Origin of the sequence: Picosynechococcus sp. PCC 7002 (assembly GCF_963860125.1) — a bacterium.
Classification (GTDB): domain Bacteria; phylum Cyanobacteriota; class Cyanobacteriia; order Cyanobacteriales; family MRBY01; genus MRBY01.
In genome coordinates this window covers 1-17,097 of record NZ_CAWLFA010000004.1, presented here as the reverse complement: position 1 = coordinate 17,097, position 17,097 = coordinate 1, and the positions used below count along the sequence as shown (strand labels likewise).

Here is a 17,097-nt window from a genome sequence, read left to right as displayed (position 1 = left end):
GATGGATAATTACTTACCTTTGGCATATCTAAATGCATGGGAGTACTGTTCCCGACGCTTCTACTTTGAATATGTCTTAGGAGAAATGGATAACAATGACCATATTATTCGGGGAAACCATCTCCACAGAAATATCAACGAAGCTGGGACATCAACTGAAGGAGATACCCGAATTCATAGGCAGCAATGGGTTTGGAGCGATCGCCTAAAAATTAAGGGCATTATCGATGCAGTCGAAGAAACGGATGGCTTACTGATTCCCCTCGAATATAAAAAAGGAAAAATGGGGAAGCACCTTAATGATCATTTCCAACTTTGCGCCGCAGCCCTATGCCTAGAGGAACGCACCAAACAAGAAATTCCCTACGGTGAAATTTTCTATTACGGCAATCGACGGCGACAACAGGTTGAATTTACCCAAACCCTCCGAAACTTGACCGAGCAAGCGATTATGGCAGCCCATCTTGCTAGTAATCGCCCCATGCCTCTGCCAATCACCAATCAAAAAAAGTGCACTGATTGCAGCCTAAAGCGTTTGTGCCTCCCTAAAGAAATTAAAAAACTAGTTAAATTCCATTAACCATGTCAACTCTATACCTAACTCAGCCAGATGCCATTCTGAGCAAACAACAAGAAGCATTCAAGATCGCCCTGAAGTCTGAAGATGGCACATGGAAAAAACAATCAATCCCTGCCCAAACCTTGGAAGATATTGTTCTTCTGGGTTATCCCAGCATGACAGGGGAAGCCTTTGGATATGCCCTAGAACTTGGTTTACCTGTCCATTACCTCAGTCGCTTTGGTAAATATGTTGGCTCTGCTCTCCCCAATGAATCCCGCAATGGTCAACTGCGTCTTGCTCAATTTCGCGCCCATGAGAACCCAAACCAACGCCTCGATATCGTTAAGGCGATCGCCAAAGGTAAAATCCACAACCAATACAATCTCCTCTACCGACGGGGACAAAAAGAAAATCCCCTCAAAGGTCGCGAAAAACTGGTACTTCAAAAACAGTCTCTCGACGAAGTACGCGGTGTTGAAGGCTTAGCCGCGCGGGAATATTTCGCCTGCTGGCAGGACATTTTAGGAGACCAATGGAAATTTACCGGACGTTTTCGTCGTCCCCCCACCGACCCCGTCAATGCCCTCTTGAGTTTCGGTTATGGCTTACTCCGCACCCAAGTGACTGCTGCGGCCCACATTGCTGGACTCGATCCCTACATCGGCTTCCTCCATGAAACCACCCGTGGTCAGCCCGCCCTCGTTCTCGACCTTATGGAAGAATTCCGTCCTCTAATTGCCGATAGTGTTGTTTTGACTGTCCTCAAACAAAAAGAAATTAAACCCAAAGATTTTAATGAAAGTCTTGGTGCTTACCGTCTCAAAGATGATGCTTGTAAGGTCTTTTTATCTGCCTTTGATCGCAAACTTTGTTCAGAATTTAAACATCCCATTTTTAACTACAAGTGCAGTTATCGTCGGGCCATTGAGCTACAAGCGAGACTGCTTGCGAGGCATCTACAAGAAGGGATTCCCTACGAACCTTTAATTATTCGATGAACACTCTCTTTTACCTGATCATTTACGATTTACCTTCTACAAAGGCAGGGGATAAGCGCCGAAAACGCTTGTTTGATTTATTATCGGGTTATGGCACTTGGAAACAATTTAGTGTTTTTGAATGTTTTCTGACGACAAAGCAATTTGCAAAATTACAAACTTCGATAGAAAAATTGATCAAACCAGATGAAGATGCTGTCTGTATCTATATCCTTGATGCCACTGCTGTTAAAAAGGCGATCGCCTACGGTACATCTACACCAGAAAAACCAGGTAGCATCATTCTTTAGATTTGACCTAAAATCAAGTTGGCAAACCCATAGCGTGACCAAAAACCCTAGGGACTTCGCCAAAATCTCTAGAACCTTGAAAATTCAATACTTTTCGATACTTGAAGGTCAACAACTTGCGTGGCGATCGTTGGTAAAATCAGATTCATGGGGATACATCTGCCAAATAAGCTTCGCAAAGCTAGGTATCGTCAGGTTTCTGGATCGCGGGCCTTTCCAACCACTAAATCCCGACTACGGGACTGAAACACCCAGGCGTTGGCGCTGTTTTTCGTCTCAAAGAGGCTTTCCAACCACTAAATCCCGACTACGGGACTGAAACTTTTTATCGAAGCAACCGTGATAGATCGCGTTGGCTTTCCAACCACTAAATCCCGACTACGGGACTGAAACCAGGATGCCCTTGCAGCGATTGAGGCGGAACAGAACTTTCCAACCACTAAATCCCGACTACGGGACTGAAACTTGCTACCGCCTGGGCCTGAATCGCTACGATTGACTTTCCAACCACTAAATCCCGACTACGGGACTGAAACCGCCATCAAGGCAGACCATGACCGACCAAACCAATCCTTTCCAACCACTAAATCCCGACTACGGGACTGAAACAATTCACCCGTAGTGGTCACATCATTGTGCTGCGTGCTTTCCAACCACTAAATCCCGACTACGGGACTGAAACAAGGATAAGCAAGTTTGGCTTGCGACTTGGAAGGACTTTCCAACCACTAAATCCCGACTACGGGACTGAAACGCCTGCAATTCTCCACAAAACAGGCTACTTTCCCGCTTTCCAACCACTAAATCCCGACTACGGGACTGAAACATCTCTGTAGTAATCTCTGTATATATAGACGAGTCTTTCCAACCACTAAATCCCGACTACGGGACTGAAACACGCAACATCGAGGATCACCGCCCTGTCCCCCTTGGGACTTTCCAACCACTAAATCCCGACTACGGGACTGAAACTGGCCATCGATAACCGCATTGGCGACATCAGCCGCCGCCTTTCCAACCACTAAATCCCGACTCGGGACTGAAACCAGGTCAAAGGCTTTCTGGTGGGTATCTCGCTTGACTTTCCAACCACTAAATCCCGACTACGGGACTGAAACTTTTTCTTTTGCGTTGTGATTTCTTGAACATAATCACTTTCCAACCACTAAATCCCGACTACGGGACTGAAACCCGTCCTGGCGATGGTTTCGGCGCGACGTTCCGCTTTCCAACCACTAAATCCCGACTACGGGACTGAAACATCACGGGGATTGATGATGAAACTTGCGAATCGGCTTTCCAACCACTAAATCCCGACTACGGGACTGAAACCAATTTTTCTTTATCCCACCGCTGAATCGCACTGCTTTCCAACCACTAAATCCCGACTACGGGACTGAAACGAAGATTTGCCGCAGCAGTTGGCGAAAGCTAGGGCTTTCCAACCACTAAATCCCGACTACGGGACTGAAACATTAGCGGCGACTACGTTTGCGAGACGGAGACCACTTTCCAACCACTAAATCCCGACTACGGGACTGAAACTTAAGCCTTGAGAAACAATTAGGACAGTTACGCCTTTCCAACCACTAAATCCCGACTACGGGACTGAAACTGCCACAAGCTACCAGCGGCGACCAGGGAAAATGCTTCTTTCCAACCACTAAATCCCGATTACGGGACTGAAACAGATGATTTAATCAAACATCGATGAGAGAAGGGCATCTTTCCAACCACTAAATCCCGATTTACGGGACTGAAACGCAGCCCTCGCAAGTCGGTGGACAATCAGCGACGAAGTGCTTTCCAACCACTAAATCCCGATTACGGGACTGAAACACTAGACCCTATTCTCCAAACCTTACGGAGCGTCCCACTTTCCAACCACTAAATCCCGATTACGGGACTGAAACAGGACGATAGCGATGGCCCCAATGCAGACCCCAATGACTTTCCAACCACTAAATCCCGATTACGGGACTGAAACTATGAGGTGGCCTGCGATTTGCTCTACTGCCTCGATGCTTTCCAACCACTAAATCCCGATTACGGGACTGAAACCAGATCGCAGTCAGCAAAACAGCCAAACTTCTCAGGGCTTTCCAACCACTAAATCCCGATTACGGGACTGAAACGTTAAATTCTCCAATCCGAGAACGCTGGCAACGCCATCATCTTTCCAACCACTAAATCCCGATTACGGGACTGAAACAAGTCCCGATAACAGTCAACTCTATAAGCAAATCTAGCTTTCCAACCACTAAATCCCGATTACGGGACTGAAACGCAAGTGATATGCACCACCTCCTTCATCTTACTGCTTTCCAACCACTAAATCCCGATTACGGGACTGAAACATGAGCCCAACATGAAACCATTTCACTCCCCTGCCTACTTTCCAACCACTAAATCCCGATTACGGGACTGAAACAAATCACGAATTACCCCCTTGTAAGCCTTGTCGTTCTTTCCAACCACTAAATCCCGATTACGGGACTGAAACCACTCAAATTGCACCCTCTGAAATTAATCGAAACGGCTTTCCAACCACTAAATCCCGATTACGGGACTGAAACTTTCTCCCCTTGGCGCTCTAATTTGGCCCATGGCGACTTTCCAACCACTAAATCCCGATTACGGGACTGAAACAGGGCATCGCCTTTTCTATTAGGACTATGAATAAAAAACTTTCCAACCACTAAATCCCGATTACGGGACTGAAACGCTGCAATGATGGCGGAGATTAACAAAAAGGCAAACTTTCCAACCACTAAATCCCGATTACGGGACTGAAACAATTGGTACTTCGGATCGCATCAAAGTTGTTCCCGCCTTTCCAACCACTAAATCCCGATTACGGGACTGAAACTTCAATCACGGCGGCAGGAGCCGACCTTGGTGACCTCGCCGACTTTCCAACCACTAAATCCCGATTACGGGACTGAAACAAGAAAAAATGGGGGCTTTGATTTTTGTGGCAGACTTTCCAACCACTAAATCCCGATTACGGGACTGAAACAAGACCCACGGACGGGGATATCTTGGGTGGGCTGCTTTCCAACCACTAAATCCCGATTACGGGACTGAAACTTGGCTTCCGCGTTGCTCACGTTTGCTTCAGTGGCGCTTTCCAACCACTAAATCCCAACTACGGGACTGAAACATTTGTCCACGTGGCAATGTATGGCGATAGTTACCACTTTATTAACCTGGACAACAGCCCTGGAAGTTGTTATTAAATACTCTCATTTTGAGAGTATTCGGTTACTATTGGGGAAAAGGACTATATGCACTTAATCAGCATCAGCAAACTAAGGCAAGATGCAGCCAAATACTCTGATAGTAAATCAGCCCTAGATGCTTGGTATGCAGTGATCAAGCAGGCCCAATGGCAAAATCTAGAAGAGGTTCGGAAAACCTATCGAGACGCGGAGGCCGTCGGAAATTTTACTGTATTTAACATCAAGGGGAATAAATATCGCTTAATCGTTGGCATCGACTACCCATCTCAAACCGTTTACTACAAATATTTTTTGACCCACGCTGAGTACGACAAGGACACTTGGAAAAATGACCCCTACTTTAGATAAACAAAACTATGCCCAACTTCTAATGGATGCTATGCCCAAGGTCATCGAGACTGAAGCTGAGTATGAGCAGACATTGGCGCGGGTAGAAGGTCTACTCTTTCAGCAGAAAAAAAGCTTAGCTGAACAGTCCCTACTCAAGCTCCTTGTACTGTTGGTGGAACAGTATGAGACAAAGCATTTTTCGATATCGAAGGTTTCTCCCCATGAAGTGTTACAGCATTTGATGGAGGCGAATGGCATGAGCCAAAAAGATTTAGTGGGAGTGATCGGCTCAAGCGGGGTTGTTTCCGAGGTTGTTAATGGAAAAAGGAGCATCAGTAAATCTCAAGCCAGGGCATTAGGCCGCATTTTTAATGTTGATCCAGGCTTGTTTATTTAGATTTCGGGCTCATTCAGAGAAGAGTCTGTCCTTTCTCGTCCCGCAAAAATGTGAAGACCGCTGAAATTTTGCGTTGAAGTTTTTGCGAAAGATGAAATTTTCTCTGTTTTTCCGACCCAAGGAAATCTGCTTCCGATAGCAGCGATTTTGCCTCCGCCAGAAAAAAACCTCCGGCGGTGTATAAGGTGTGGGGAAATTTTCTCTCTTTGACTAGAAGATAAACGGCAGAGGGTGCTTCTGATTCCGTGGCTAGACAGTCAGAAGTTGATGGCGCTTTGCCCATGGCTAGGTGGCTTATTGCCTGTTGTTTGCTGGCAATTCTCAAGAAACCGGGATTATTCAACAACTATTGCGAATGAAATCTGTTTTGACCTATCCAGACTTTAGCAAAATACCACCCAATCCCCAGCAGATAACCAGCAATTAACCATCAGGGTAAACAGTAATACAACTTTACCCTTCAGACTAAACCTCAAAGAGAGAAAATCCTCAGCAAAAATTTGGCCCCCCGAACCAAGACTTACCTCAGGCAATCACAGCTTCTGCAGACGAACCATTGTGAAGTTGTGTAACAAATAAATCACTTCTATCCGTGCTGTTCAGGGCATTTCCTCTTTAGGGTCAGGAGGTAAGAACTATGTCCAAACTCAAAATCGTTATTGACCCCGGCAGTAGCGCCACGAAAGTGGTCTACCAGCGAGAGGGAGATTCAATCCAATGCTTTACCATGGCCCCCTATTGCGCGGCAGTGCCCCCGGACTATCCGAAATCTGCTGGGTGGGGGATGAACTATACCCACGTTGAAAATGCCTGGATATCCCATAAAGAAGCCTGCTATCTCCTGGGAGCTAGTGCCAAGAAATTTCAAGGTTCGGCTATCCGGAACAATGACCTGAAATACATCAAAGCCCTGTACAAAATCCTGGGGGTGCTATGCCATGTGCAGACCCTCATCCAGGAAACATTACCCATCGACCTGGGGATTCTGTTGCCCTTTGATGAATATGTCACAAAAGACCGCCTAGAAGAAGGATTAGTCGCCGCCCAGGAAACAGTCCTCTATTGCGGGAGATCTCTATCCCTAGATCTCAACGAAATCACCATCTGCCCAGAAGGCGCAGGGCTCTTTCTTCAGGGATTGCCCAGAAAAATTAACCCCCAATTAGCCCGGGTTGCTGTATTGGTAATTGGTCATCGTAATACCTCATGGTTAGTGACCGACAAAGGTTATCCCTCAGTGATGGAATCAGTGACCAATAACCTCGGCTTTCGGTGGCTGGTGCAAGAAGTGCAGAAGCGTACAGGCCATAAGGATGAAATAGCCCTCGCAGAGATGATTTTCACCGGGAAAAATCTCCGCCCAGAACTCCAACAGGAGATAAAAAAATGTCTCCCTCTGTATTGGCAACAAATCCGGCTATTTCTCACTGAACAAAACCCCGTGGACTATGTGGTGTGCGGTGGTGGCGCAGCAATGCTCCTGGAACAAGAAATCATGGGCCATTTATCAGGGAAAGTGAGCTGGGCGAATCATCTGGCCCGGGGGGTCGTGAAATCAGGCATTAAGGATCGGGTGATGGCCCGCCGTCTGGTGGACAGCTACGGACTTTTACACAGCCTATAGAGATAACAAAATGAGTAAACAACACTTTTTCCGTAGTGATACAGATAGTCCATTGCGGCAGATCCTGGAAGACTTCAAACAGAGTGAGGGTAGAAGTCTACAGAAAGAACTAGAAGATGCCCTCCTGCTCCTGCACTATCCCCGGATCCTACAAAAACGAGGCGCGACACCAGAGCAAATCAAAGACCAAGCAGAACTCTCAATCCGGCGTCTATCCCAAGCAATTAACCAACTGACTGCCTTGATTAATAGTCTCTCTCCCTCATCTCTGGAAGATTCACAAGCATTGTCACGATTGGAAAAATTTAATGGAGACGGAGACGGAGACGAAGAAGGGATTGAAGCTGATACTGAGGCTAATGCTGCCCCCTGTTTTAGCCCCAGATTATTTGCGAAGGACACCTTTTGAGGCATTGACCCATGAATAAACAAGACATCATCACCCAATACCAAACCTCAATGACCAAGCTCAACCAAGTCCTGGAGGCTTTGGCCATTGATCTCAACACCGAGGAATTTACCCCAGCCCAGACCGCCCTACTAGACCAGGTCTGGCATCTCGTGCGCCAGGAAAACAAGACCTACAAACAGGCAATTTCCCTAGTCATCAATCAACCCATTGAACCCGTGGTCAAATCCAAGCCAAGCAATGCAACGTTAAAGACGGAACTCAGCGATCGCCTTGAACGAGAATCAGCTATCTATGCCGACCATGTGATTGAACAAACGCCACATGTCCTGAAGGAGCAACAGGCTGTCGCTCGTCAAATCATTGTGGATTCCTTTTGGAAACGGCTCAATGAGATTGGGCGCTCCGAGGCATTTCAACGGAGATTTGATGCTGTTCTGTACGGAGACGAAACCTTAGATATGTCTGATATCCGCGCACTACCAGAAGAATCAGGCTTCGATGCGGAATAGCCATCCGTTCAATTCCTAGCATGGCTCATTTGTTGATGGCCCCCGCAATGGGGGTCTTTTTTTAAGCGGCGGACGAATGAAGCCTTAGTCAGTACAATTGTTTGTAATTAGTCTTGATGGTGGAATGCTGGTTATCTGGTGGGGATTAAGTGGTGTTTTACTAAAGCTTGAACAACTCAAGAAAGATTATATTCGCAATAACTGCCAATAATCCCAGCATCTTGAGAAAATCCAGCAAACCGGGGGCAAAACACCAGCAAGAAGCCAGCAGACTATCACCAAATCCCCAGCGTACAGCTAGAAATAACTGAGCAGTTGTATTCAATTACCTTCTGGTCAAGCCGAGGAAATTTCCCCACACCTTATACACCTCTGGAAGGTTTTTTTGACGAAGCGCAAAATATCCACAATCGGCTGGGGACTTCTTCTGTCAGAAAATGGCAGAAATTTTTGAATGTGTTGGCGATCGCCCTCATCAATGATTATTAGAGAACTTTTGTCCCTGATGTTGGGAATACTCTTGATGACAATTGTGATTGCTCAAAGAAGAAAGAAATTTGGAGTAAATCTCTAAAAGGGGACTGAAATATTTGTATGGTCAGCATGACCACTGAAATGGAGAGAAGTCTAAGACAGTAGATGTCTTAGATATAAGCCTCATTAGAAGCCATGCCATAAAACAGATTTTGTGGATGAAACAACTTGAAATAGTTCAGTTGTAGACCATGTTATAAACATTTATTCTTAACACAGTGACACATTAATGACTCATATATCCGTCCAAAAAAAACTAAAATGTTTGTAAATTTAGTTTTTTTGTGTCGTCAAATATACGGTTTATTTCGTCTTCACATCTTATCTTTATTTTAGTAAGCTGCAGAAAAAACGATATAAGTTAATTTGAGTCATATTGTCCTTTTCGATGTTGTGATGAGCTATCTAACAAAGCAGTTTTTTAATATAAATCCAATTGATAAATTTAGAGCTAGATAGGTGTTTTATGGAGGATAAAATCTTTGCAAGGCCTGATTCCAACTACTGTCTTAACCGGGTATTTAGGTGCCGGTAAAACCACTCTACTCAACTATATTTTGACCGCTCAACACGGTAAGCGTATCGCTGTTATTGTGAATGAGTTTGGAGAGATCGGCATTGACAACCAATTGGTGATTGATGCTGATGAAGAAATCTTCGAGATGAACAATGGTTGTATCTGCTGCACGGTGCGGAGTGACCTAATCCGAATTGTCAGCAATTTGATGGAGCGCTCCGAAGATTTTGACTACTTAATGATTGAAACGACGGGGCTAGCTGATCCGGCGCCGGTCATTCAGTCCTTTTTTATGGATGAAGTGATGCGCTCTCGCTTGTTATTAGACGCCATTGTCACCGTCGTTGATGCTAAGTACATCTGGGAGCATTGGGATAGTAGTGAAGCCCAAGAACAAATTGCTTTCGCTGATGTGATTTTGCTGAATAAAGTCGATCTAGTGTCGCCGTTCATTCTAGAAGAGCTAGAGCAGCGCATTCGGATTATGAATGCGATCGCCAAAATTCACCAGACGCAACACTGCAAAATTTCACTGGACACGGTGCTGGGGGTGGGTGCTTTCGATCTAAAGAATGCTCTCAGTATCGATCCAGAGTTTCTCGACGAAGCTGCCCATGACCACGACGAAACCGTAACCTCAATTTCGATTCAGGAAACGGGTGTCGTCAATGGCGAACAATTTAATCGCTGGCTCTATCAATTGGTACAAGCCCGTGGGCCCGATCTTTTCCGTATGAAAGGCATTCTCGACATGGACAATGCCAGCCGTCGCTTCGTATTCCAAGGTGTACACATGACTCTAGATGGCCGTCCAGGACGCCCTTGGCAAGCGGGAGAAACGCGGCGCAATGAACTGGTCTTTATCGGTCGCGATTTAGACGAGGTCGAACTGCGGTGCGGTTTTAACGAGTGCTTGATATAACCCCCCAATAATCCAGAATACAATTTGCCATGAAACAATCCGAAGCCTTAACGATTAGCATCGGCGTACTCGGCGGTGTTGATGTTTTCCTGACTGCAACGGTCATCCCTGTGCCGGTTTGGGTCACTTTTACTGCCTGGGCCTCCTTTTTTATTGTGGGGGGCGGTGTGCGGGGCTTTATTAAGTCTATTTCTTGCAATATTACCGGCATTATTATTGCCGCCCTCTCACTGTGGGCTATCGACTTGATTGGGCCAAATCCACTAGTGGCTGCCATTTGTGTGGGCATTGGTAGTGCTGGTATGGTGCAGGCCTCAAAATTACCCTTTACCCACGGCATTACACCAGCCATTGTCTGGGGTTTTTCGCAAACCGTAGGGACGGTAGCAGTAACCGGTAATCCCGTAACTGCTGCTGTCCCCAACAATCCGGTGTTAATTGCGATCGTCGCCATGATTCTTGGCAACTTATTCGGCTATCTGTCCGAAGCGTGGGGCAAAGCCATGACCACTTCTACCGTTGCCACAGCGCGGGAATAATCGGGCACCTTGCCCCACTTAGTCAATTTTTAACCTATACATCAGACATAAGGAGTCATACTGCTGATGAAACTACAGCATAATCTGGGGGGGCTAGAAGGGCTCGACCCTATCAATGCCGAAACTCAAGTATTTGTCGAACCTTGGGAACAGCGTATTTTTGGCATTCACACCGCCATGATGGCACTCAGCAATCATCTGAGTGACTCGCTGCCCGACTATGCAATTGAGGAAGTGCCCACCACTTTTAAAAGCTTTTGGACTTGGGGACACTTGCGCATGGGGGCCGAAGGCATGCACCCTTTTGACTACTTCCGTTTGCGCTACTACGAAAAATGGTTAGGAGGCATTTCCGGTTTTTTTATTTCTGAAGGGTACATCACCCAGGAAGAACTGGATGCTCGCACTGCTGAATTGCTAGAGAACAGCGAAAAGGCGGCGGCACCCTTACCGGATGGAGGTGCTGCCGAAATCGACGCCCAAGTTTTGAAGTATCTGCAAGAAGGGGACTCACCGATGCGAGAGCTTCCCGCCCCACCAAAATTTAGTGTGGGCGATCAGGTTCGCATCAAAAATGTCTCACCGGCTGACCATAGCCGCTTACCTGGGCATCTGAAGGGACATGTAGCGGAAGTGGTGCTGGTGTACGAAGGTGCGTTTACTTACTTCTTTCCCACAGAAGATGGCATTGGCACACCGATGCCCGTGTATAGTCTGGCCTTTAAGAATAAGGATATTTGGCCAGAATCTTTGACTGAGCCCAATTCGCTCTACTACAACGACATTTTTGAAGTGTATATCGAAGCTGTGTAAAAGGAGATCTTCATGCCTAGTAACTATCCCGGATTTAAATATGGAGCTGATCGCGAAGCTGTTAGTGCCGCAAAGGTAAAAGCACTGGAGTCATTGTTGATTGAAAAGGGGATCATCACGGGTGACACTGTTGATAACATCCTCGGCTATTTTGAAACGCAAATGGGGCCATTTAATGGGGCAAAACTAGTTGCCCGAGCGTGGGTTGACCCCGAATTTAAGGCGCGGCTGTTAGCAGACTGTAATGCCGCCTGTGAGGAAATGGACTTTCCTCAGGGTATGTCAGGGGCTGAAGGCGAGCACATGCGCATTGTCGAAAACACACCTGAGGTTCATAACATCATTGTGTGTACATTGTGTTCTTGCTACCCTTGGCCCACTTTAGGACTGCCACCTTACTGGTTCAAAGACCCGACTTTTCGTGCCCGTGTTGTGCGAGAACCGCGCAAAGTGCTGTCAGAGTTTGGGGTTGAGCTCGATGATTCCGTCGAAGTGCGTGTGTGGGATAGCAGTGCCCAGATTCGTTGGTGGGTATTACCCCTACGCCCCCCTGGCACCGAAGATATGAGCGAAGCCGAACTGACCGCACTGTTGACGCCAGAAGCCATGATGGGCGTCGCCACAGTGCAAGTTTAGTCCTTTTGTTAATGAGGAGTCTAAACACATGAAAACAAGTCTTGATTCCGCCCGCCGATAGTGAGAGACACCAGCAATGTTTACTAAATTCGAGCATTTTGCGGCGACCAGCCTAATGGGAAATCCCAAAGAAGCACCGCCGCGCAAAGATGGGCATCTCCACTTTGATCGTGATTGGGAAAAAATGGCCTTTGGCGTGGCGATCGCCCTCTCCAAACAGGGCTATTACGAGTGGGAAGACTTTCGCCAAACCCTCATGGCCACGATTAAAGAATGGGAAAACACCCACGACCTCAACGACCCTAACTGGGACTATTACCAGTGTTGGTTAACCGCCCTGGAAACAGTGCTGGTTGAATCGGGGGTAATTGCGACAGGTGAGCTCGAAACCCAACTATCGCAATTACTGCACTGCAAACCTTCTGAACTGTAATCATTCGAGAACATAAACGATGAAATCGACCCCTCATTTTTCCCGAACCCGTATGTTGGTCATGGGTGGCTTTATGAGTCTGAGTAGCGTCGCTCTCGCTGCTCCCGCCCTTGCTCACCACCCGTTTGGCGGGAGTACACCAACCAACGCCATCCAAGGCTTTTTATCAGGACTAGGACATCCCGTCATTGGGCTGGATCATTTGGCATTCGTAGTAGTCATTGGCCTACTCGCAGCGGCGATGGGACAAGGTCTGATCATGCCCATTACTTTTACACTGATGGCACTAGTGGGTACCGGAATGCATTTAATGGGGCTCAACTTACCGCTGCCGGAGGTAATCATTTCGGCGTCGGTGTTGCTATTTGGCATTTTGTTGGCTCTCAAGCAACCACCTGCTCCGTTCATCGTGCTGGCCTTAGCGGCGATCTCCGGATTGTTCCATGGCTATGCCTATGGGGAGGCAATTGTGGGGGCCGATATGGGGCCGCTATTTTCTTATCTATTGGGTTTTACTAGCATTCAAATGGTCATCACGATCACAGCCTATACTACCGCAAAGCGCCTTGCTGCAAAATCTGAAGTGGGCACCCTCAATCTTCGATTTGCCGGGTCTGCTTTTGCTGGGTTAGGCTTCGCCTTCCTGTCTGGTATTTGGTTAGCCTGACAGTTTCCTTTACTGGCCCTAAAGTCGCTGTGGCTAGGGTTCCGAAGGGGCATTATTGGCTCGCGGCTTTACAACCTTGATAAGGAGAGAGATGACAGTTTTTTTTCTCTTTTGCTTAGTAAAACAGCAAATTTAAGGCATGTTAAAGAGCAGTAGAACGAAATGGTTGAGCCGGCCTCGATACACTCAATTAACTACTAATAGCTTCAATAAATTTTGGGACGATTGAAGCTATTTTTTTGAAAATCAACTCTTAATATCTCCTGTCTCAAAAGAGTTAATTGCTAAACAAAAGCCAGTTTCAGCGAAAAATCTAGAGTTTTATAGGTTCGTTCTCAGTACAGGACAAAAAGTTTGAAAAGGATAGAGGGAGAGGGTTTGATGGAAATAAGCACAAATCAATCAAGCCCTCATGAATCAGATTAGCGAAATTCGCCGCCAATTGCGACCTCATCTCGGATGGCATGGAGCCAGACTGTCATTTATCGCCCTCTTCCTGGTGGCACTGTTCCGAGCAAAAACCGTCAATCTCGCCAAACTCGCCACCGTCTGGGGAGGCAATGCAGCAGAAGAGTCTAATTACAAACGCATGCAGCGATTCTTTCAGTCCTTTGACGTCAACATGGACAAAATCGCCAGGATGGTAATGAATATCGCGGCTATCCCGCAACCTTGGGTCTTAAGCATCGACCGCACCAACTGGTCATTGGGGACAACTGACTTCAACATCCTAATGCTGTGCGTCGTCCATGAGGGTATCGGCTATCCATTGATGTGGACGATGCTCAAAAAGAAGAGGGGCAACAGCAATAGTACAGAGCGCATGGATTTGCTCGAACGCTTTGAAACCTTATTTCCCAATATCGAGATTGCCTATCTCACGGGAGACCGAGAGTTTATCGGCAAGCCCTGGTTATCGTATCTGATGCTCGATAAGCCTATTCCCTTTCGTCTGCGCCTACGTCAGACCGACAAAATAAGTAAAGGCAAAGGTCAACCCGCCATCGCGGGGTCACATCTGTTTCGCTCCTTAGCCATTGGCGAAACAAGAATACTGTCAGGAAAACGGTGGGTCTGGGGTCGTCAGGTCTACGTCATGGGCACTCGTCTCGACCCGAAACGAAGAGCTCACAAAAATGAGGATGAGTTTCTGATTATCATCACCACCCATGACCCTCAAAATGCTCTAGCAGATTACCGTCGTCGCTGGGGAATTGAAACCCTGTTTGGGGCTCTTAAGACCCGTGGCTTTTGCTTGGAATCGACCCATTTTACCGATAAGGTGCGTTTGTCGAAGCTGCTGGCTCTGTTGGCCATTGGCTTTGTCTGGGCGATGCAAGCGGGTTTATGGCGACATACTCAAAAACCGATTCGTATCATCAAGGCCCATGGCCGTCGAGCTCGGAGTTTGTTTCGCTATGACTTTGACTTATTGCGTCGCTTTTTTACCGCTTCTCCCCAATCTCTACTTGGGTCAGAGTTTCACCCCATACAACTTTTGTCCTGTACTTAGAGGTTCGTTTCGTAAAACCAGGTGCGATCGCCACAACATAAAATCTGGTTTTATGGTTTACCAAATTTCTGGTCTAACTAATGGTTTGCGAGTTCTTGACTCTTAACGTACGATTTTTTCCTTTTCGTGAGTTCATAGTCAATCACTGGATTCCCTACACAACAAAGCTTTCAGATATTTGCATAATCCTTAGCATGCGATTTTTTCCGTTTTATGGCGTGACCCCACTTTGGTTGGAACAAACCCAACGTCCTTCTAAGGTGCAATCAAATCAAGGTCAGGAAAGTAGGTTTGATAACGCTGGCGATCACGGCTTAATAGTCGATAACCTGCCGTCAGTGCGTGCGCCCCAATGTAAAAATCCGGCAAGGGAGATCGCTTAGTTCCTCCACTGCGTCGATATTGTAGAAAGGCTTTCTCTGCAAGAAATGCCGCCCCATAGGGCAAAACTTCCCGCCGGAAATCAACCGAGGCGATCGCCCCCTCCAACTCTTCGACCGTATTGAAGCCAGCAGAGATCTCCGCATAAATAATCGGATTAATCACTAATTCCGACTCATCTGCACATCGGGCTAGCTGCTGAGATGACCACGGCAACCACTGCGGATCACGCATAAATAAATCCAATAGGATATTACTATCCACCAAAACAGGTTTCATTCCTCACCCCTTGTCATCTGCATAATCTCATCCGTTGTCAGACCACTGGTTCCTTGACCAACCATGGCTGCGACCATCGCTTCCCCTCGACTGAGTGATTGTGGAGCATCAGGATTCCGCTGATACCGCCAACTCACAAAATCAACAAAGACTTTAATCTCATCCAAAGCAGGTTCTGGTAGACTCTGAATCATCTCAACAATTTGCATTTGCGTGGTAGTCATTGCTTTACTCCTAGTAGAACAATATTTCCGTTAAAACTTTTCTCCGATGTCATAATCCTAACTTTCTAACTCTTCAATCAACCCATCGAGTAAATCACTCTCGCCCCTTCAAACATGCTATCTGTCGTCATGAAACAAAGGGCATTATGGACTGGCAGGCACATTTGAGCAGAAACCTAAGGTTATGGATGGGAGAAATAATGGCTGAAAACTATATGAGATAGAACTTTTGAGGATTGACCTTTTTGAAGCGATTCGACGATAGAATCAGCATCCTAGAACTCGCCTACAAAATAGTCCCATGGGGGACAACGTGCTGGAACGGTAGTAGAGAGACATGGGAAAGTGTCTCATCACTAACTCTGCTCCTCTCAGTTCCTAGTAATTCCCTGCCAAAAACTCCGGAATTATCAAAAATTTTATGTAGGAAGAAAACCAGACATCTGGTTTTATGGTTTGCCAAACTTCTGGTTAAGAGCCTCGACAATCACTTCGGTCATGGTGATTCCATTCCGTTTCGCTTCTGCCGCCCAAGCTGCCTAAGGGTCTTGGGAACCTTCACACAAAGATTCGCCATTTTTTCGGTCTCGGTAGACTGCTTATCTTGTTTGCCAGATATCTGGTCATCTGGTTTACTGGTTTGTTTTGCTTTTCCGATGATGTCTCCAAATTTGCTGCTCATTTTCTTAGTACCTCCATAATTTCTTTTCCGAGTGCCTCAAAGTCATTCCAAGGAATTCTATCTCTACCAGACATCTGGTTTACTGGTTTACCAGCTAAAGCCGCTTTTTGGAAAGCCGCGCTACGGCGGATCATGCTCTGAAAAGTAGGGAGACCGTTTGCGATTAACTCATTACGCATGGTTTCTCCTTCCTTGCTGGGGTAGGGGGGCACAATCGTTAGTAACGCTCGGTATCTTGCGTCTTCCACATCATTGGCGATCGCCAACATGGGTTCAAGACTCACCACATCCGGGGTTGTTGGCAGGATAAGTAAATCACAGCCCTTCGCTAATTCTTGTAGATCGTCACTGTTGGGGCGTGCTGGGGTATCAATCACGACAAAGTCATGGCCCGTAATTAAACGCATCGCCTGTCTTTCATCAGCAACTGTAAAAGGCATCTCCCCCCGTTGACTCCAATTCAAAGCCGTTCGGTTCGGGTCACCATCAATCAATATGGTTTTCTGGTTTCGGGCGAGATAGGCAGCAATATGAATTGCGCTCGTTGACTTACCTACTCCGCCTTTATACCCAGTGACAGTAATAATCTGCAT

At 46.7% G+C, this 17,097-nt stretch carries 21 protein-coding genes and 3 CRISPR repeat arrays; of the genes, 16 read left to right on the top strand and 5 right to left on the bottom strand.

Features of this window, described 5'->3' with window-relative positions; translation table 11 throughout:
• The first annotated feature begins 1 nt into the window (after window position 1).
• From cas4 to AACQ84_RS14620, 5 genes are all read left to right on the top strand, one after another.
• Window positions 2-580 (top strand): CRISPR-associated protein Cas4, encoded by a 579-nt coding sequence (cas4, locus tag AACQ84_RS14640; RefSeq protein WP_012308497.1) that lies wholly within the window; start codon window positions 2-4, stop codon window positions 578-580.
• 2 nt (window positions 581-582) lie between these two features.
• Entirely contained in the window at window positions 583-1,560 is a 978-nt protein-coding gene (gene cas1d / locus AACQ84_RS14635; RefSeq protein WP_012308496.1) for a type I-D CRISPR-associated endonuclease Cas1d, read from the top strand.
• Complete coding sequence (gene cas2 / locus AACQ84_RS14630; protein ID WP_012308495.1) at window positions 1,557-1,850, top strand: CRISPR-associated endonuclease Cas2; 294 nt, start codon at window positions 1,557-1,559, stop codon at window positions 1,848-1,850. The genes cas1d and cas2 overlap by 4 nt, the downstream gene beginning before the upstream one ends.
• Before the next feature lie 212 nt (window positions 1,851-2,062).
• Window positions 2,063-2,822: direct repeats of the CRISPR family, unit length 37 nt.
• A 108-nt stretch (window positions 2,823-2,930) separates the two neighbouring features.
• Window positions 2,931-3,539: a CRISPR direct-repeat array (repeat unit 37 nt; unit sequence CTTTCCAACCACTAAATCCCGATTACGGGACTGAAAC).
• Between the two features lie 112 nt (window positions 3,540-3,651).
• A CRISPR array of direct repeats spans window positions 3,652-5,013; the repeat unit is 37 nt; unit sequence CTTTCCAACCACTAAATCCCGATTACGGGACTGAAAC.
• Between the two features lie 124 nt (window positions 5,014-5,137).
• Window positions 5,138-5,440, top strand: a complete 303-nt coding sequence (locus AACQ84_RS14625) for a type II toxin-antitoxin system HigB family toxin (protein WP_041444069.1) — start codon at window positions 5,138-5,140, stop codon at window positions 5,438-5,440.
• Window positions 5,421-5,819 (top strand): helix-turn-helix domain-containing protein, encoded by a 399-nt coding sequence (locus tag AACQ84_RS14620; RefSeq protein ID WP_012308492.1) that lies wholly within the window; start codon window positions 5,421-5,423, stop codon window positions 5,817-5,819. Before AACQ84_RS14625 ends, AACQ84_RS14620 begins: the two co-directional genes overlap by 20 nt.
• 13 nt (window positions 5,820-5,832) lie before the next feature.
• On the opposite strand, the gene AACQ84_RS14615 is transcribed toward AACQ84_RS14620, so the two are convergent.
• Window positions 5,833-6,162 (bottom strand): hypothetical protein, encoded by a 330-nt coding sequence (locus tag AACQ84_RS14615; RefSeq protein WP_143589482.1) that lies wholly within the window; start codon window positions 6,160-6,162, stop codon window positions 5,833-5,835.
• A 294-nt stretch (window positions 6,163-6,456) separates the two neighbouring features.
• Between AACQ84_RS14615 and AACQ84_RS14610 the strand changes: the two genes are divergently transcribed.
• The 11 genes from AACQ84_RS14610 to AACQ84_RS14560 all read left to right on the top strand — a co-directional run bounded on the left by AACQ84_RS14610 (window position 6,457) and on the right by AACQ84_RS14560 (window position 14,938).
• A complete protein-coding gene (locus AACQ84_RS14610; protein ID WP_012308491.1) occupies window positions 6,457-7,443 on the top strand; it encodes a ParM/StbA family protein in 987 nt (328 codons plus the stop codon).
• 10 nt (window positions 7,444-7,453) lie between these two features.
• Window positions 7,454-7,852: a hypothetical protein gene (locus tag AACQ84_RS14605; RefSeq protein WP_012308490.1), complete on the top strand. Its 399-nt coding sequence runs from the start codon at window positions 7,454-7,456 to the stop codon at window positions 7,850-7,852.
• An 11-nt stretch (window positions 7,853-7,863) separates the two neighbouring features.
• Window positions 7,864-8,364, top strand: a complete 501-nt coding sequence (locus tag AACQ84_RS14600) for a hypothetical protein (protein ID WP_012308489.1) — start codon at window positions 7,864-7,866, stop codon at window positions 8,362-8,364.
• 315 nt (window positions 8,365-8,679) lie between these two features.
• Window positions 8,680-8,853, top strand: coding sequence for a hypothetical protein (locus AACQ84_RS14595; protein WP_159449842.1), 174 nt, complete (start codon window positions 8,680-8,682; stop codon window positions 8,851-8,853).
• A gap of 518 nt (window positions 8,854-9,371) precedes the next feature.
• On the top strand, window positions 9,372-10,337 hold the full coding sequence (locus tag AACQ84_RS14590; protein ID WP_041444067.1) for a CobW family GTP-binding protein: 966 nt from the start codon (window positions 9,372-9,374) through the stop codon (window positions 10,335-10,337).
• Window positions 10,338-10,366: 29 nt separating this feature from the next.
• Complete coding sequence (locus AACQ84_RS14585) at window positions 10,367-10,876, top strand: DUF1097 domain-containing protein (RefSeq protein WP_012308486.1); 510 nt, start codon at window positions 10,367-10,369, stop codon at window positions 10,874-10,876.
• Between the two features lie 66 nt (window positions 10,877-10,942).
• Window positions 10,943-11,689 (top strand): nitrile hydratase subunit beta, encoded by a 747-nt coding sequence (gene nthB, locus AACQ84_RS14580; protein ID WP_012308485.1) that lies wholly within the window; start codon window positions 10,943-10,945, stop codon window positions 11,687-11,689.
• A gap of 12 nt (window positions 11,690-11,701) precedes the next feature.
• Complete coding sequence (gene nthA / locus AACQ84_RS14575; protein ID WP_012308484.1) at window positions 11,702-12,325, top strand: nitrile hydratase subunit alpha; 624 nt, start codon at window positions 11,702-11,704, stop codon at window positions 12,323-12,325.
• 76 nt (window positions 12,326-12,401) lie between these two features.
• Window positions 12,402-12,758: a nitrile hydratase accessory protein gene (locus tag AACQ84_RS14570; protein ID WP_012308483.1), complete on the top strand. Its 357-nt coding sequence runs from the start codon at window positions 12,402-12,404 to the stop codon at window positions 12,756-12,758.
• Window positions 12,759-12,810: 52 nt separating this feature from the next.
• The gene (locus AACQ84_RS14565) at window positions 12,811-13,425 is read left to right on the top strand and encodes a HupE/UreJ family protein (protein WP_238986480.1); all 615 of its coding nucleotides are present in this window, start codon (window positions 12,811-12,813) and stop codon (window positions 13,423-13,425) included.
• Window positions 13,426-13,837: 412 nt separating this feature from the next.
• Entirely contained in the window at window positions 13,838-14,938 is a 1,101-nt protein-coding gene (locus tag AACQ84_RS14560; protein ID WP_012308481.1) for an IS4-like element ISSysp2 family transposase, read from the top strand.
• A 255-nt stretch (window positions 14,939-15,193) separates the two neighbouring features.
• Here the strand turns inward: AACQ84_RS14560 and AACQ84_RS14555 are convergent, their stop codons facing one another.
• The 4 genes from AACQ84_RS14555 to AACQ84_RS14540 all read right to left on the bottom strand — a co-directional run.
• Window positions 15,194-15,598 carry a type II toxin-antitoxin system VapC family toxin gene (locus tag AACQ84_RS14555; protein ID WP_012308480.1) on the bottom strand — a complete coding sequence of 135 codons (405 nt, stop codon included), beginning with the start codon at window positions 15,596-15,598 and terminating at the stop codon, window positions 15,194-15,196.
• Complete coding sequence (locus AACQ84_RS14550; protein ID WP_041444066.1) at window positions 15,595-15,822, bottom strand: hypothetical protein; 228 nt, start codon at window positions 15,820-15,822, stop codon at window positions 15,595-15,597. Before AACQ84_RS14550 ends, AACQ84_RS14555 begins: the two co-directional genes overlap by 4 nt.
• 496 nt (window positions 15,823-16,318) lie before the next feature.
• Complete coding sequence (locus AACQ84_RS14545; protein ID WP_012308479.1) at window positions 16,319-16,504, bottom strand: hypothetical protein; 186 nt, start codon at window positions 16,502-16,504, stop codon at window positions 16,319-16,321.
• Window positions 16,501-17,097, bottom strand: a 597-nt coding sequence (locus tag AACQ84_RS14540) for a ParA family protein (protein WP_012308478.1), incomplete at its 5' end; no start/stop codon positions are given. The genes AACQ84_RS14540 and AACQ84_RS14545, both read right to left, overlap by 4 nt.